At 70.9% G+C, this 15460-nt stretch carries 16 protein-coding genes; 9 read left to right on the top strand and 7 right to left on the bottom strand.

Annotated features, from left to right (window positions below; genetic code table 11):
• Positions 1–20 precede the first annotated feature (20 nt).
• A complete protein-coding gene (locus tag OG241_RS11975; RefSeq protein WP_405815226.1) occupies positions 21–1886 on the bottom strand; it encodes a phage tail sheath family protein in 1866 nt (621 codons plus the stop codon).
• A 379-nt stretch (positions 1887–2265) separates the two neighbouring features.
• On the opposite strand from OG241_RS11975, the gene OG241_RS11980 reads away from it, so the two are divergent.
• On the top strand, positions 2266–2721 hold the full coding sequence (locus tag OG241_RS11980) for a YchJ family protein (protein ID WP_405815227.1): 456 nt from the start codon (positions 2266–2268) through the stop codon (positions 2719–2721).
• Positions 2722–2771: 50 nt separating this feature from the next.
• Here the strand turns inward: OG241_RS11980 and OG241_RS11985 are convergent, their stop codons facing one another.
• Positions 2772–3473 carry a FadR/GntR family transcriptional regulator gene (locus OG241_RS11985; RefSeq protein WP_405815228.1) on the bottom strand — a complete coding sequence of 234 codons (702 nt, stop codon included), beginning with the start codon at positions 3471–3473 and terminating at the stop codon, positions 2772–2774.
• Positions 3474–3578: 105 nt separating this feature from the next.
• Here OG241_RS11985 and OG241_RS11990 point away from each other — a divergent pair, with 105 nt between their 5' ends.
• The 4 genes from OG241_RS11990 (at position 3579) to OG241_RS12005 (ending at position 7466) form a co-directional block, all read left to right on the top strand.
• Positions 3579–4118 (top strand): gluconokinase, encoded by a 540-nt coding sequence (locus tag OG241_RS11990; RefSeq protein WP_405826161.1) that lies wholly within the window; start codon positions 3579–3581, stop codon positions 4116–4118.
• 71 nt (positions 4119–4189) lie between these two features.
• Complete coding sequence (locus tag OG241_RS11995; RefSeq protein ID WP_405815229.1) at positions 4190–5587, top strand: gluconate:H+ symporter; 1398 nt, start codon at positions 4190–4192, stop codon at positions 5585–5587.
• 35 nt (positions 5588–5622) lie between these two features.
• Positions 5623–6390 carry a glucose 1-dehydrogenase gene (locus OG241_RS12000; RefSeq protein WP_405815230.1) on the top strand — a complete coding sequence of 256 codons (768 nt, stop codon included), beginning with the start codon at positions 5623–5625 and terminating at the stop codon, positions 6388–6390.
• Positions 6391–6437: 47 nt separating this feature from the next.
• On the top strand, positions 6438–7466 hold the full coding sequence (locus OG241_RS12005; RefSeq protein ID WP_405815232.1) for an L-idonate 5-dehydrogenase: 1029 nt from the start codon (positions 6438–6440) through the stop codon (positions 7464–7466).
• 234 nt (positions 7467–7700) lie between these two features.
• Here the strand turns inward: OG241_RS12005 and OG241_RS12010 are convergent, their stop codons facing one another.
• From OG241_RS12010 to OG241_RS12025, 4 genes are all read right to left on the bottom strand, one after another.
• Complete coding sequence (locus OG241_RS12010) at positions 7701–8327, bottom strand: cytochrome b/b6 domain-containing protein (RefSeq protein WP_405815233.1); 627 nt, start codon at positions 8325–8327, stop codon at positions 7701–7703.
• A complete protein-coding gene (locus OG241_RS12015) occupies positions 8311–9084 on the bottom strand; it encodes a molybdopterin-dependent oxidoreductase (protein ID WP_405815235.1) in 774 nt (257 codons plus the stop codon). The genes OG241_RS12010 and OG241_RS12015 overlap by 17 nt, the downstream gene beginning before the upstream one ends.
• 111 nt (positions 9085–9195) lie before the next feature.
• Positions 9196–10761 (bottom strand): APC family permease, encoded by a 1566-nt coding sequence (locus OG241_RS12020; protein ID WP_405815236.1) that lies wholly within the window; start codon positions 10759–10761, stop codon positions 9196–9198.
• Between the two features lie 116 nt (positions 10762–10877).
• On the bottom strand, positions 10878–11828 hold the full coding sequence (locus tag OG241_RS12025; protein ID WP_405815237.1) for a hypothetical protein: 951 nt from the start codon (positions 11826–11828) through the stop codon (positions 10878–10880).
• Positions 11829–12180: 352 nt separating this feature from the next.
• Between OG241_RS12025 and OG241_RS12030 the strand changes: the two genes are divergently transcribed.
• From OG241_RS12030 to OG241_RS12045, 4 genes are read left to right on the top strand one after another with little or no spacing between them, the layout of a single operon-like run.
• On the top strand, positions 12181–13104 hold the full coding sequence (locus tag OG241_RS12030) for a DMT family transporter (RefSeq protein ID WP_405815238.1): 924 nt from the start codon (positions 12181–12183) through the stop codon (positions 13102–13104).
• Between the two features lie 13 nt (positions 13105–13117).
• On the top strand, positions 13118–13639 hold the full coding sequence (locus OG241_RS12035) for an NUDIX hydrolase (protein ID WP_405826162.1): 522 nt from the start codon (positions 13118–13120) through the stop codon (positions 13637–13639).
• A gap of 11 nt (positions 13640–13650) precedes the next feature.
• Positions 13651–14043, top strand: a complete 393-nt coding sequence (locus tag OG241_RS12040; RefSeq protein WP_405815239.1) for a YidH family protein — start codon at positions 13651–13653, stop codon at positions 14041–14043.
• Positions 14040–14378 (top strand): DUF202 domain-containing protein, encoded by a 339-nt coding sequence (locus OG241_RS12045; RefSeq protein WP_405815240.1) that lies wholly within the window; start codon positions 14040–14042, stop codon positions 14376–14378. Before OG241_RS12040 ends, OG241_RS12045 begins: the two co-directional genes overlap by 4 nt.
• 28 nt (positions 14379–14406) lie before the next feature.
• On the opposite strand, the gene OG241_RS12050 is transcribed toward OG241_RS12045, so the two are convergent.
• Complete coding sequence (locus tag OG241_RS12050; RefSeq protein WP_405815241.1) at positions 14407–15357, bottom strand: NADP-dependent oxidoreductase; 951 nt, start codon at positions 15355–15357, stop codon at positions 14407–14409.
• Positions 15358–15460 lie beyond the last annotated feature (103 nt).

Genomic DNA, 15460 nt, shown 5'->3' on the forward strand with positions numbered 1-15460 from the left:
CGTCGGGGACCTGCTCGGCCCTAGAGGGCGAACTGTCCGGACGTCTGCTGGATCCTGACGACCACGAACTCCGCGGGACGCACCGGCGCGATGCCCACCAGGACGTTCACGACGCCGTTCGCGACGTCCTCGTCGGTCGTCGTCTCGTGGTCGCACTTGACGAAGTACGCCTCGCGCGGCGTGCTGCCCTTGAAGGCGCCCTGCCGGAACAGGGTGTGCAGGTACGAGGACGCGCCCAGCCGGATCTGCTGCCAGAGACTCTCGTCGTTGGGCTCGAACACGACCCACTGCAGGCCGCGTTGGAGGCTCTCCTCGACATGCAGTGCGAGCCGCCGCACGGGTACGTACTTCCACTCGCTGTCGAGCGCGTCGGAGCCCTCCAGCGTGCGCGCCCCCCACACCAGCGGACCCGTCATGGGGAACGTCCGCAGGCAGTTGACGCCGAGCGGGTTGAGCAGCCCGGTCTCGCGGTCGGTCAGGTCGACGGTGAGCGAGTGGACGCCCGCGAGACGGGCCTCCGTGCCGGCCGGTGCCTTCCACACCCCGCGCTCCGCGTCGGTCCGCGCGACGACGCCGGCGACTGCGCCCGACGGCGGGAAGGCGCGCAGCCGTCCGGTGAGCGGGTCGGTGAGCTGGAGGTGCGGGAAGTACAGGCCGGCGTGGCTGCCCCGGACCGCGTCGAAGGCGGCGAGCCCGGCACGGGCCGTGTCGACGCTCACCCAGGTGCTGGGCGCGTCGACGAGCAGGAACATCCGCCGCTCCTCGCACAGCCGCTGCGCCGACGAGACGACGGTCAGCATGTCCTCCGTCTTCTCGTACGCCGCCAGCTCCGGCAGGGCCAGCAGGTTGACGTCGGCGACGCCACGCAGGGCCTGGATGCCGGTCTTGGCGGCCTCGGAGCCGATGAGGTCGCGCGGGCCGGGGGCCTTGCCGTCTTCGCCGCCCTCCAGGGGGAAGACAGGCGGGTTGACGGAGGCTTCGAGGCCCAGGTCGTTGGCGCACTGGCCGAGGAAGCGGACGACGTCCTCGGGGTCGGTGGACCCGGCGACGACCTGCAACCGCCGCCCGAACGCGGTGACTTCGACACCCGCGTAGGCGTGCCTGCCCGGCGCGTCGGGCAGCGCCCGCAGCTTGCGCTCCAGCAGCAGCGCCAACTCGGCGACGGAGCACGGGGCTTCGCCGTCGCACTCGGGGTCGTAGAGCGTGAACTCCCGCTCCACGTCACCGATCTTGACGGTCACGTCGACGGCCAGGTCGGGCAGTTCGTTGCCGAAGGGCTTGGACACGGTCCCGGACGGATCGGGCCGCCCCTCCCCGACCGCCTCGACGCGGATGAGCCGCGATCCGGCGTTGACGACGGTCGGCGCGTACCGCCCGTTCCCCGCGTCCATGGACAGCCCGGTGAAGGACTCGCGGGCGTCGCCCTTCGCGTCGTACACCCGCAGGTTGAAGGTCTCGTCGCAGTTCGGGGTGTCGTAGTCCACGGCGACGCGCAGGCCGTTGCCCCACACGCCGGGTTCCCTGGCGTGCACTTGGAGGACGTGGGCCTCGCTGTGGCCCTCGGTGGACTCCAGGACGACACACGCGGCCTTGCCGCTGCCGGACTTCGCCACGCGCACGATCACGGCGACGGAACCGCCGTTGCCGAAGAACTGGTGCACGGCGTAGGCGACGGCGCTCTGCGAGGCAAGGCCGCCGAACCGCCGCTCGAACTCGGTGAATCCGGTGACACGCACGGGTTCGTTCAGCGGACCGCGCCGGGTGTGCCCCACGAACGCGGTCACCGACGTGGTCACGGCGGAGACGGTACGACTGCTGCTGGGAAGCTCTTCGACGTAGACGCCGGGGTATGTCGGCCTGGCCGCACCCACTGCTGTCGTCGGCATTCCCCCTCCAATCTCTGTCCGGGCACCGGATGAGGGCACCAAGAGGAGGCGGAGGGAGAGTCGTCCGGTCGGGTGCGCACGGAACTGTCCGGAGCGCGAGAACGCGCCGGCCCATGACACCTCTTCAGCTTTCCCCCGTCAGAGCCCCGGACGGACGGCCGTCCGGGCCAAGCAACACGCTTGCGACTCCTGATGCTCAAGTGCGTAATCCACCTTTGGGGGTGGGGAGTTGAGCCAGCAAGACGTGTTCACGCCACCCGTGGGGAAGGTTCGGTGGAGGCGCCCGCGCACGACTCGCACGTGATGTACTCGTGTCGGGTCAGCCACTTCACAGAATGCGCACAGCCGATGAGTCCGGCAGTACCGCAGAATGGCGGTCATGTCACGACGTACCGCGCATCTCCGGCGCCAACGCCCCTCCACCCCTGTTCAGAGCTTCACATGTCCGTGCGGTCTTGCGGAGACGTACGAAAAGTGCTGTGGCCGATTCCATCGGGGTGAGGCGGCGGCACCGACCGCCGAGACCCTGATGCGCTCCCGCTACAGCGCTTTCGTGAAGCGCGACGAGCCCTACCTCCTGCGCACCTGGCACCCGCGTACCCGCCCGGCGGGGATCCCATTCGACCCGGGAATGCGGTGGACGGGCCTGGAGATCATCGAAACGGGCGCCGGTACGGCCTTCCACACCACCGGGACGGTGACGTTCCGAGCCTCCTACCAGGGCGGTGCACTGCGGGAGCGGAGCCGGTTCGAGCGGGTCGACGGGGCATGGGTGTACGTCGACGGGGACATCGACGAGGGCGATCGGAGCGGACAGGGCGCCCAGGACTCCTAGGACTCGTAGCGCTCCTATAGCTCCTATGACTTCTAGGGCCCCTAGGGGCCCTAGGGCGCGAGGATGTCCAGTTCCTGGAGGGCCCCGACCGCGATCTCCCGGGTGAGTCGCTCCGCGCGCTCCCCGTCGCCCTCGCGGACCGCCTCGGCGACCTGTACGTGCAGGGTGACGGCGGTCGGGTCGGGGTCCTCGAACATGACCTCGTGATGGGTGCGGCCGGCCAGGACCTCCGCGACGACGTCGCCCAGACGGGCGAACATCTCGTTGCCGGAGGCCTCCAGGATCACCCGGTGGAAGGCCACGTCGTGGACCAGATAGCCCTCCAGCTGATGGCCGCGCGAGTTGGCGACCATGCCCAGCGCGCACTCCGTGAGCCGTGCGCACTGCTCGGCGGTGGCGAACTTGGCGGCCAGGCCCGCAGCGACCGGCTCGATGGCGGAGCGCAGCACGGTGAGGGAGCGCAGCTGCTGCGGGCGGTCGGTGCCTGCCAGCCGCCAGCGGATGACCTGGGGGTCGTACACGTTCCACTCGGCCTTGGGGCGGACGGTGACGCCGACCCGGCGGCGGGACTCGACCAGGTGCATCGACTCCAGGACCCGGACCGCCTCCCGCATCACCGAGCGTGACACGTCGAAGCGCTGGGCCAGCTCGTCCGTGCGCAGAACGCTGCCCGGAGGGTACTCGCCCGCGGTGATCGCCGGCCCGAGGGTTTCCAGTACATGGCCGTGCAGCCCTCGACCCGGTGTGCTCATGCACTCAGCGTACGGGGCACGTCACACTCCTAAAAAGTCAGACTTAATCATTCTCAGGTCTTGAATTTGTCAGACCTAATGCGTTTCATTGCGTCCATGCAGCAGATGCGCACCCCCCACGTCGTCGTGGTCATGGGCGTCGCGGGCACCGGGAAGACCACGATCGGTCCCCTGCTCGCGGCCCGGCTCGGCGTTCCGTACGCCGAGGGCGACGACTTCCACCCCCCGGCCAACATTCACAAGATGACGGCCGGGACCCCGCTGACCGACGACGACCGCTGGCCGTGGCTGGACTCCATCGGCGAGTGGGCGCACGGCAGGGCCGGGCTGGGCGGGGTGGTGAGCAGTTCGGCGCTGAAGCGTTCGTACCGCGACCGACTGCGTGCCGCCGCACCCGGGGTGGTCTTCGTGCACCTCACCGGCGACCGGGCCCTCATCGAGGACCGGATGGCGCATCGGCAGGGCCACTTCATGCCGACGGCGCTGCTCGACTCCCAGTTCGCCACCCTCCAGCCGCTCGAAGCGGACGAGGCGGGCGTCGCGGTGAACGTCTCCGGCACCCCGGAGGAGATCACCGCCCGCGCTGTGGCGGCGCTCGGCGACCTCGGCGACCTCAACGGCCCCGAGGCACTCCGCAGCTCGTAGCTCGTAGCTCGTAGCGCTGGAAAGTCCCTTTCCAGACCCCCTGAAGTACTCCAGAAGACAAGGGAACCACCGTGACCAGACTCAGCGTCGAGATGCTGGCAGCGGACACCGTCGAGCCGATCACCTCGGCCGGCCATGCCCAGTTGGGCATCGCCGTGCTGGCGGGTATCGCGCTCATCGTCCTGCTGATCACCAAGTTCAAGCTGCACGCCTTCCTCGCCCTGACCATCGGCTCGCTCGCGCTGGGCGCCTTCGCGGGCGCGCCGCTCGACAAGGCCATCGCCAGTTTCACCACCGGGCTCGGCTCGACGGTGGCCGGTGTGGGCGTCCTGATCGCCCTGGGCGCGATCCTCGGCAAGCTGCTCGCCGACTCCGGCGGCGCGGACCAGATCGTCGACACGATCCTGGCGAGGGCCTCCGGCCGGACCATGCCGTGGGCGATGGTCCTGATCGCCTCCGTGATCGGCCTGCCGCTGTTCTTCGAGGTCGGCGTCGTCCTGCTGATCCCGGTCGTCCTGATGGTCGCCAAGCGCGGCAACTACTCCCTGATGCGCATCGGCATCCCGGCGCTGGCCGGCCTGTCCGTGATGCACGGGCTGGTCCCGCCGCACCCCGGTCCGCTGATCGCGATCGACGCGGTCGGCGCCAACCTCGGTGTGACGCTGGCGCTCGGTGTTCTGGTGGCCGTCCCGACGGTGATCATCGCCGGCCCGCTGTTCTCGAAGGTCGCGGCCCGCTGGGTGGATGTGCCCGCCCCCGACCGCATGATCCCCCAGCGCCCCTCCGAGGACCTGGAGAAGCGCCCCGGCTTCGGTGCCACCCTCGCCACGATCCTCCTCCCCGTCGTCCTGATGCTGTCCAAGGCGCTGGTCGACATCATCATCGACGACCCCACGCACATGGTGCAGCGCGTCTTCGACGTCGTCGGCTCCCCGCTGATAGCCCTGCTCGCCGCCGTCCTCGTGGGCATCTTCACGCTGGGCCGCCCGGCCGAGTTCAGCAAGGAACGCATCTCGCGGATCGTCGACACGGGCCTCGCGCCCATCGCGGGCATCCTGCTGATCGTCGGCGCCGGCGGCGGCTTCAAGCAGACGCTGATCGACTCCGGAGTCGGCAAGATGGTCCTGGACATATCCGAGGACTGGTCGATCCCGGCGCTGCTGCTGGCCTGGCTGATCGCGGTGGCGATCCGGCTGGCGACGGGCTCGGCGACGGTGGCGACGGTCTCCGCGGCCGGCCTCGTGGCCCCGCTCGCGGCCGACATGTCGACGGCCCACGCGGCCCTCCTCGTCCTGGCCATCGGCGCCGGCTCCCTCTTCTTCAGCCATGTCAACGACGCCGGATTCTGGCTGGTCAAGGAGTACTTCGGCCTGAACGTCGGCCAGACCCTCAAGACCTGGTCGATCATGGAGACGATCATCTCCGTGGTCGCGGGCGGCCTGGTCCTGCTGCTCTCACTCGTGATCTAGGGCCAGGGGTACGGGAAATGACTGGACGTACGGGCATGAGTCACCCCCTGTTCGACATCAGCGGCCGTACGGCCCTGGTCACCGGGTCCAGCCGGGGCATCGGCCTCGCCCTGGCCCGGGGACTGGCCGAGGCGGGCTGCACGGTCGTCCTCAACGGGCGCGATGGCGACCGGCTGACGAAGGCCGCCGCCGAACTGGCCGCCGAGTCCGGGGACATCCACACCGCCGCGTTCGACGTCACCGACGGCCCCTCGGTCGCCGCCGGTATCGCGGACATCGAGGAGCGGGTCGGCCCGCTCGACATCCTGGTCAACAACGCCGGCATGCAACTGCGGGCGCCACTCCTGGAGTTCAGCGACTCCGACTGGCACCGCATCCTCGACACCAACCTCACCAGCGCGTTCCTGGTGGGCCGGGAGGCGGCCCGCCGGATGACGGAACGCGGCCACGGCAAGATCGTCAACATCTGCTCGGTGCAGAGCGAGGTGGCCCGCCCGGGTATCGCGCCCTACACGGCCACCAAGGGCGCGCTGAAGATGCTCACCAAGGGCATGTGCGCGGACTGGGGCCCGCACGGAGTCCAGGTGAACGCCCTCGGCCCCGGCTACATCGAGACGGAACTCACCCAACCTCTCGTCGACGACCCGGAGTTCAGCGCCTGGGTGCGCAAACGCACGCCGGCCGGGCGGTGGGGGCGTACGGAGGACCTGGTGGGCGGTGTGCTGTTCCTCGCCTCCCCGGCGGCGGACTTCGTCGGCGGCCAGGTGCTGTACGTCGACGGCGGCATGACCAGCGTCCTGTGACACGGACGAGCGCGGACACGAAAGCGGACACGAAAGGGGTTCTCCCGATGCTCGGTTGCGTGATCCACGGCGAGGGCGACCTGCGGGTCGACGAGTTGCCGGTACCGGCCCCCGGGCCCGGCGAGGCGCTGGTGGCGGTCCGGTACGGCGGGGTCTGCGGCTCGGACCTGCACTACTGGCGGCACGGCGGGGTCGGCGACTTCCGTCTCAAGGAGCCGATGGTGCTGGGCCACGAGGTCGTGGGGGCGGTCGTCTCGTACGGTGACGGTGCGTCAGGTCCCGTCGTGGGTACGCCGGTTGCCGTGCACCCGGCGACCCCGTGCGGGGTGTGTCCCGAGTGCGCGTCCGGCCGGCGCAACGTCTGCCGGGACACGCGTTACCTCGGCAGCGCCGCCCGCACGCCCCACGTCCAGGGCGGCTTCGCGGCGCGACTGGTCGTCCCCGCAGAGCAGTTGAGGCCCGTACCGGCGGGCCTGCCGCTGCACCTGGCTGCCCTGGCCGAACCCTTCTCCGTCGCCCTGCACGCCGTACGCCGGGCCGGGGAGCTGTCCGGCAGGCACGTCCTCGTCACCGGCGCCGGGCCCATCGGGTGCCTGGTCGTTGCGGCGGCGAAAGCGGCAGGCGCGGCTCGGGTGACGGTCACTGATCTGCTCCCGCAGGCCCTGCGGTACGCGGTGGTCGCGGGCGCCGACTCGGTCGTACGGGCGGACGATCCCGGCGATCCCGGGTGGCCGGCCGAGGTGGACGTCGCCGTCGAGGCGTCGGGGGTGGCCGCCGGGTTGGACACCTGCCTGCGTCTGGTGCGGCGGGGTGGGGTCGTCGTGCAGCTCGGGCTGTTGCCGCCGGGGCCCAGTCCCTTCGCGGGGAACCTCGTCGTCACGCGGGAGATCGAGGTGCGGGGCGCGTTTCGCTTCGACACGGAGTTCGACGAGGCGTTGGCTCTGCTGGCGGCTGAGCCGGGGCTGGACGGGCTGGTCAGTGCGGTGGTGCCGGTTGGGGAGGCGGAGTCGGCGTTTGTGCTGGCGGGGGATCGGGGGAGGTCGTGCAAGGTGCTGTTGGATTTCGGCGGGGTGTGAGGGGTCCGCTGGAGGTGGGGGGCGTTGGCTGCGGGGCCGCTGTGGCTGGTCGCGCAGTTCCCCGCGCCCCTATCAAGGGCTCGTTTGGCCCTGAGAGTGCGTTGGCTGCGGGTCCGTCGTGGCTGATCGCGCAGTTCCTCGCGCCCCTGACAAGGGCCCGTCAGCCCCCGGAAGTGCGTTGGGCGCGGGGCCGTCGTGGCTGGTCGCGCAGTTCCCCGCGCCCCTATCAAGGGCTCAGGGGCGCCACAGGGGGTGTTCTTCGTCCGCCCACCTCTTGGTTACCGTGCCCGTTCTGAGGCCTCGGCGGGCCTCTGGGTCGGCCAGGGCCATGCCGATGTGGCCGGCCAGGACGATGCCGATGGTGAGGGCCAGCCAGTCGTGGACGAAGGTTGCGCTGGTGCGCCACATCAGCGGGGTGAGGTGGGTGAACCACATGAGCAGGCCCGTGCCGAGCATGACCAGGGTGGCGCCCGCGATCCAGGACGCGTAGACCTTCTGGCCCGCGTTGAACTTGCCCGCCGGGCGCGAGGTGCGGCGCTTGTCACGTCGTAGGGCCGCGCGCAGCCAGACGCCGTCGTGCGGGCCGAAACGGTTGAGGAAGCCGAGGTCCCGTCGGAAGGCGCGGGAGGCCAGGCCGGCCAGGACGGGTACCGGCAGGGCGAGGCCCGCCAGCTCGTGGACGCGGACGACCAGCTCGCGGCGGCCGACCAGCTCGGCGAACTGGGGGATGTACAGACAGGCCGCCGTCGCCACGCACACGCCCATCAGCGCGGCCGTCACGCGGTGCACCCACTTCTGGGAGCGGCCGAAGCGGCGTACCTCCGTGGCGGAGGGGGCCGGGGCGTCAGCTCGTAGGCTCATCGTCGCGTCCGTTCGATTTGCCGACCCAGGCGTCGATGTCGTAGCCGCGGTTCTCCCAGTAGCCGGCCCGTACGTCCTCGGTGACCGTGATGCCGGAGAGCCACTTGGCGGACTTGTAGAAGTACATGGGGGCGACATACAGGCGGACCGGGCCGCCGTGGCTGTGGCTCAGGTTCTTGTCCTGCATGCGCAGCGCCACCAGGACGTCGGCGCGGCGCGCCTGGTCGAGGGTGAGGCTCTCGGAGTAGGCGCCGTCGAAGCAGGTGAAGCGCACCGCCCCGGCCGAGGAGCGCACTCCCGCCGCGTCCAGGAGCCGGGACAGCCGGACCCCTTCGAAGGGCGTGCCGGGCACCCGCCAGCCCGTGACGCACTGGACGTCCTTGACCATCCTGGTCTGGGGCATCGCCCGCAGGTCGGCCAGGGTGTAGGTGGCCGGTCTGTCGACGAGGCCGTCGATCTTCAGCTGGTAGTTGCCCGCGTCCTTGTGGGGTACGGAGGACGTCACCGAGTAGTAACGGAAGCCGCCGCCGTTCGGGAGGAGGCCGGTCAGGCCGGTGGGGTCCTTCTCCGCCGCGCCGGCGAGGAAGGCCTCCATACCGCGCTGAAGGCCGGGCGCGGCGACCACGCCCAGCGCGCCGAGGCCGAGGGTGCCGAGCAGGACCCGGCGGCCGATGGGCGTACCCCGGTCCTGCCCGTCGCGTTCTTCGCCTGCCCCGGGTCGTTCGGACGGTCGGGGTTGGGGTCGTTCGGAGTTCACGTATCCATTCGAACACCCGCGACCCCTGTCGAGCCAGGGATCGCGGGTACGCGTCAGACTTCCGTAACCGCTTCTCACCCGGTTCTCAGGTGGCGGCCCCGGAAAACGTGCTCAGGAGGCCGCCTCCGCGGACTCCGCCGACTCGGCCACCTTGTCCAGCTGGAACGCCTCGTTGCCGAGCCCGATCCGGGCGTGCACCTCGGGCTTGCGGGAGCGCAGCACCACGCCCTGGACCAGGCCGACGACCACTGCGGCGCCGATGATCCCGGGGAGGAGCCAGTTGAGGGAGGAGTCGGGGCCCGTGCCGACCAGGATGTCGAAGTCCCTGATCGTGTAGCCGGCGATGACGAGCAGCGCGATGCCGGCCAGCGCGGACGTCAGCAGCCGCCAGGCCTGGGCGCCCACGGCGCCACGACGGGCGAAGAAGGCGATGACCGAGACGGAGGCCGCCGCCATCAGCACGATCACGCCCAGGGCGCCGATGTTGCCCAGCCAGGTGAACAGCTTCAGCACGGGAGTGGTGGGGTCACCGACCGGTCCGTCGTCGGACACCGCGAAGGCCGCCACGACCACCACGGCCACGACGGTCTGCAGGAGCGAGCCGGTGCCGGGCGCGCCGCTGGCGCCGGTGGTACGGCCGAAGGTCGCGGGCAGCAGTCCCTCGCGGCCCATGGCGAAGGCGTACCGGGCGACCACGTTGTGGAAGCTGAGCAGCGCGGCGAACATGCCGGTCACGAACAGGACGTGCAGGACGTCCGTGAAGGTACCGCCGAGCCGGGACTCGGTGAGGGAGAACAGCAGTCCGGCGCTCTCCTTCTGCGCGGTGCCGACGATCGCGGAGGGGCCCGCGGCGACCGTGAACGCCCATGAGCTGATCGCGAAGAACACGGCGACGAAGCTGACGGCGAGGAACATCACGCGCGGGACCAGGACGTGCGGCCGGCTCGTCTCCTCGGCGTATACGGGGGCCTGTTCGAAGCCGGTGAAGGCGGCGATGCAGAAGCACAGGGCGGTGCCGACGCCCGCGCCGGTGAGGGTGTCGGGGTTGAAGGCGTGCAGCGACAGTCCCTCCTTCGACGGGTCGGCGACGGCGGCGATGTCGAAGATGACGACGAGGACGACCTCGATGACTATCAGTACGCCGAGCACCCGCGCGTTGACGTCGATCTTCAGCCAGCCGAGCGCGCCGACGGCCAGCGCGGCCAGCAACGCCGGTATCCACCAGGCGACTTCGGTGTCCAGATAGGTGGAGAACAGGCTGGAGACCTCGAACCCGAAGATGCCGTAGATACCGACCTGGAGGGCGTTGTAGGCGACCAGTGCGAGCATCGCGGCGCTCGCCCCGGCGGTGCCGCCGAGGCCACGCGAGATGTAGGCGTAGAAGGCACCCGCGTTGTGGACGTGGCGGCTCATCTCGGCGTACCCGACGCTGAAGAGGACGAGGACGACGCCGAGAAGGACGAAGAGCAGGGGCTGGCCGACGATGCCCATCACCGCGAATGTGGTGGGCATGACACCTGCGACCACCATGAGGGGAGCGGTCGCGGCGAGCACGGAGAGCAGCAGCCCCCCGGTGCCGAGGCGGTCCGCGCGCAGGGCGCGCTCCTGCCCCTTGAAGGTACTGATGCCGCTGTCGCCGGCACTGGGTCTGCTGGTGCTCGAACTGCCCGTCGTCATCGCGGGGTTGTCCTTTCGGGCGTACGGAAATTTTCACTGGTGCGTGATCGGTGAAGCGTGAGCGGTGTTGCGTGATCGGTCATGCTGTTCAGTCGTGCGTGAAGCGTGTGGGGGCGTTACACCGTGCCCAGCGCGCTGTCGCGGGCGGCACGGAAGGCGGTGTGCGGGTCGCGGTCCGGGTAGGACCACGGGACGGGCGTCTGGTGCGGGCCGATCCGGTGGAACAGGGCCGCGGCCTCCGCGCCCCGCCCCTCGCAGAACTTGGCGTGGGCAAGGAAGTTGAGGTCGACCAGGCGGCGCGGATGGTCGTCGCGCTCCCACTCCAGCCACCAGTCGAACGCGGCCTTCATCACCTGGCGGGCCCGCCGTCCGACCCAGTGCCCGGAGGACGCCGGGTCTGCGGACTCCAGGCCTGCGGCGGCGAGGACGCGGTAGCGCTCGGCGTGCGCGACGACCGGCAGGATCGCCAACGGCGAGTCGGCGGGGGCCTGTTCGACGGCCCAGTTGGCGAAGTCGTACACCTCGTGCAGCGGATCCTGGCCGGCGGCGGTACGCCGCTCGGCGAGGCGCGCGACCATCAGATGGTGGGCGTGGTGATGGTCCGGGTAGCGGTGCCGGACCTCGTCGAAGAGCTGGACGACGGTCTCCTCCAGGCCCATCCTCCGCTCCAGCAGGAGCAGCCCGAGCCAGGGTGTGGGGTCGGCGGGAGCGAGCGCGGCGGCGGCATGGCAGGCGTCGCGGGCCCGGGCCGGATTATCCTTGCCCACCAGGGCCCGCTGGACGGTGGCCACGGCGAGCAGGACGGCGGCGTCGGCGGACTCGGGTTCGGCCAGCTGCCAGTCACGGGCCCAGGCGGCGGTGCCGGATTCCAGGGCGAGGACCGTGACCCGGTGTCCCCGGCGGTCCCAGTCGTCGCCGGTGGTGGTGAGCAGTGCGCGGACGGCCTGCCAGCGCCCCTGGGCCAGAGCGGTGCGCGCGGCGACGAGTTCGGTGTCGTCGAGCGCGGCGTCGAAGGCCTGGGCGGCACGCTTACGGCCCCGGCCCAGGGGTGGTGGAGGTGGAGACACCGCGGGGAACTTCCTCACACGACGCGGTCTGCGGACGGCGATCATTCGACTGCCATCGGTTGATCACGGCCAGCAAACCCTCCACGAATGCTTCACGTCAAGGCCGGATCCGTTCACGACACGTGTCAATTACGCATCCGTATAGGACAGTTGACCTGACGAGCTGACAGAACCCGGCAGGCCCCGCCAATACCGCAGGGATGACGTTAAGTCGCGAAACGGTCACCGTGCGGACGGGGAGGAACCGTCGGCTCCACGATTCCGTCACATCTCCGGGGCAGGACCGGTCGAGGACGACTACAGTCGGCCTTTACCACACCCCATACCCTGCCCCGTCATCGAGGTACGTCGCGTGTCCGTCCTGGTTCTGACTCTCGCCGTGAGCGCCGCCTGCTGTCTGGGCCTCGGCTTCGTCCTGCAGCAGAACGTGGCCCGGCAGGCCCCCCTGAGCGACTTCCTCTCCCCGCGGCTGCTGCTGGACCTGGTGCGGGTGCCGCGCTGGCTCGGCGGCATCGGCCTGATGGTGGCGGGCATGGTGCTGGGCGCCGTCGCACTGAGCCAGGGCGAGGTGTCCCTGGTGGAGCCGCTCCTCGCGACGAACCTGCTCTTCGCGCTCGCCCTCTCCCGCAAGCAGACCAAGCAGCCGCTGGGCCGCCAGGGCTGGACGGGCCTGCTGCTTCTCGCCGGCGGGGTGACGGCGTTCATCGTGGCGGGCGAACCGCGCGGCGGCTCGGCCGTCTCGGACCCCTGGCGTCACTGGCTGATCATCGGCGCCATGCTCGGCGTCGCCCTGCTCCTCACGACGTACGCGAAGCGGTCCCGGCTCAGCGCGGGCCCCGTTCTCCTGGCCCTGGCGGCCGGCCTCCTCTACGGCGTGCAGGACGCCCTGACGCGGGTCAGCGGCCAGCGCTTCTCGGAGGGCGGCCTGACCCACCTCCTCACCGGCTGGCAGCCGTACGGCGTACTGCTCCTCGGCCTCACCGGTCTGATCCTGGTCCAGAGCGCCTTCGAGACCGCTCCCCTGCGGATGTCCCTCCCCGCCCTCACGGCGGCCCAGCCACTGGCCGGCATCGTCTGCGGCGTCGGCTTCCTCGGCGACCGGCTGCACACCGACACCGGCGCGCTGGCATGGGAGGCGGCGGGCCTCGCGGCGGTGGTCGTGGGCATCGTCCTGCTGGGCCTCCACCCGGCGATGCCGAACGGCAGCACACCGAGGGCGATGGGCTTGGATGGCGGACATGAGCACTCACTCCCCCGGGAGCACTACTCCCGCTGATCCCACGGATCCCATTGACCCCGCCGACGAGATCCTCGACATCGTCGACGAGAACGACGAGGTCGTCGGCCGGTCCCCGCGGGGCGAGGCGTACGCGCGCGGGCTGCGCCACCGCTGCGTCTTCATCCAGGCCAGGGACGCCCACGGCCGCATCTTCGTGCACCGCCGCACCGCCACCAAGATGGTCTTTCCCTCCCTGTACGACATGTTCGTCGGCGGAGTCGTGGGCGCGGGCGAGTCGTACGACACGGCGGCTCTGAGGGAGGCCGAGGAGGAACTCGGCGTCACGGGCCTGCCTCGCCCCGAGCCCCTCTTCAGGTTCCTGTACGACAACGGCACCGGCCAGAGCTGGTGGTCGGCGGTGTACGAGGTCCGCTGCGAGCTTCCCGTCCACCCCCAGGTGGAGGAGGTCGCCTGGCACGCGTTCCTGCCCGAGGACGAGGTGGAAGGGCGGCTCGGGGAGTGGGAGTGGGTGCCGGACGGCCTGGAGGCGTACCGGCGCCTCCGTGCGTACCGCTCGGCCGGGAACCCGTAAAATTCCGGCACGTGATCGATTTCGCACGGAACGTCCGCCTGTGGTTCGCCCCCCAGGACATCGGCGACGAGGGCCGCACCCCCGACTACCGCTTCTCCCTCGCCAACGAACGCACCTTCCTGGCCTGGCTGCGTACCGCGCTCGCGCTGATCGGCGGCGGGTTCGCCGTGGACCAGTTCCTGCCCGACCTGCGATGGGGGTGGCGGGTGGGGCTGGCGCTCGCGCTCCTGGCCGCCGGGGTGCTGTGCTCGCTGCGGGCCGTCAACCACTGGGTGCGGTGCGAGCGGGCGATGCGGCGGGGCGAGGACCTGCCGGTGTCCCGTTTCCCGGCGCTGCTGAGCCTCGCGGTCGCCGTGGTCGCGGTCGCCATGGTGGTCGTCGTACTGGTCCGGGGGAACGGGTGAGCGAGCCGGGCGGGCGTGGGGCCGAGGTGCGGGATCCCGGGCTGCAACCGGAGCGGACCCGGCTGGCGTGGCGGCGTACGACGCTGTCGAGCACCGTCGCCGCCGTGCTCGCCGGGAAGAGCGCCCTGCACGGCGGGCCCTCGACGGCCGGGATCGCCGTCTGCGCGGTGTGCTGCGTGCTGTGGCTGTGGTTCCTGACCGTCGCCCACCGGCGCATCCGGACGCTCGCGACGACGGCCGACGAAGGTCCGCCGCGACTCGCCGCCCGGCACGCCACCGCCGCCGCCCTGTGCACGGTCGCCCTGGCGGTGTGCGGAGCGGCGCTCGTCCTCTGACGCCGGAGCCCGGCGCCGACTCGGCCGGTCAGGCCTCCTCGGCCCAGTCCACCGTCACCACGATCTTGCCCCTGGTACGGCCCTCCGCGTTCAGCCGGTGCGCCTCCGCCGCGCGCTCCAGGGGGAACGTGTCGGACACGTGCAGCGAGATGACATGCTGCTCGGCCAGCTCGGAGAGGTGCGCGAGGTCCGCGGCGTCGGGGCGTACGAAGTAGTACTGACCGCCGAAACCGACGACGTCCGGGTCCGCGATCGACACCAGGCGGCCCCCGGGGGCCAGCAGCTCGACGGAGTCCTTCAACGTGTCGCCGCCGACGGTGTCGAACACGGCGTCGACGCCGCCCGGGGCCAGTTTCCGCACCCGGTCGGCCATGCCCTCGCCATAGGTCACCGGGACGCCGCCCAGTTCGCGCACGAAGTCGTGGTTGTGCACGCTGGCGGTGCCGATGACGTGCGCCGCACCCAGGTGCCGGCGGGCCAGCTGGACGGCGACGGAGCCGACCCCGCCCGCCGCCGCGTGCACCAGGACGGTCTCGCCCGTGCGGACGCGGAGCGACTTGGCCAGCACCTGGTAGGCGGTGAGTCCGACCAGCGGCAGCCCGGCAGCCTCCTCGAAGGAGAGGTTGCGGGGCTTGCGGGCGAGGGTGCGCACCGGGGCGGCGACGTACTCGGCGAAGGTGCCGCGCGAGAGGAAGTCCTCGCGTACGTAGCCGATGACCTCGTCACCCACGGCGAACTCGGTGACGGAGGGGCCCGGACGGACCACGACCCCGGAGACGTCCCAGCCCGGCGTCACCGGGAAGACGGCGTCCAGGATGCCGTCGAGATAGCCCTCGCGGCACTTCCAGTCCACCGGGTTGACCGACGCCGCCCGCACCTTGATCAGCACGGAGTCGGGCCCGACCTTGGGTTCCGGGGCGTCCTGGTCGAACTCCAGGACGTCGGGACCGCCGTACCGGCTGTAGGTGATGGCCTTCATATGTCTGGTCCTCCGGTTTCCTCATGCCCGACCCTCCGGGGTGTGCGTACGCCACGCAAGTCGAATGGCCGGATATGTACGTCTCGCGTGTCAGCCTGTCCGA

Origin of the sequence: Streptomyces sp. NBC_01390, from assembly GCF_045040105.1 — a bacterium.
Taxonomy (GTDB): domain Bacteria; phylum Actinomycetota; class Actinomycetes; order Streptomycetales; family Streptomycetaceae; genus Streptomyces.

Bases quoted from the DNA above. Each gene is read 5' to 3' on its own strand.
- OG241_RS12050 (WP_405815241.1), bottom strand. From the start codon at position 15,357: ATGAAGGCCATCACCTACAGCCGGTACGGCGGTCCCGACGTCCTGGAG.
- OG241_RS12005 (WP_405815232.1), top strand. From the start codon at position 6,438: ATGCTCGGTTGCGTGATCCACGGCGAGGGCGACCTGCGGGTCGACGAG.
- OG241_RS11975 (WP_405815226.1), bottom strand. From the start codon at position 1,886: ATGCCGACGACAGCAGTGGGTGCGGCCAGGCCGACATACCCCGGCGTC.
- OG241_RS12000 (WP_405815230.1), top strand. From the start codon at position 5,623: ATGAGTCACCCCCTGTTCGACATCAGCGGCCGTACGGCCCTGGTCACC.
- OG241_RS11980 (WP_405815227.1), top strand. From the start codon at position 2,266: ATGTCACGACGTACCGCGCATCTCCGGCGCCAACGCCCCTCCACCCCT.
- OG241_RS12010 (WP_405815233.1), bottom strand. From the start codon at position 8,327: ATGAGCCTACGAGCTGACGCCCCGGCCCCCTCCGCCACGGAGGTACGC.
- OG241_RS12020 (WP_405815236.1), bottom strand. From the start codon at position 10,761: ATGACGACGGGCAGTTCGAGCACCAGCAGACCCAGTGCCGGCGACAGC.
- OG241_RS11985 (WP_405815228.1), bottom strand. From the start codon at position 3,473: ATGAGCACACCGGGTCGAGGGCTGCACGGCCATGTACTGGAAACCCTC.
- OG241_RS11990 (WP_405826161.1), top strand. From the start codon at position 3,579: ATGCGCACCCCCCACGTCGTCGTGGTCATGGGCGTCGCGGGCACCGGG.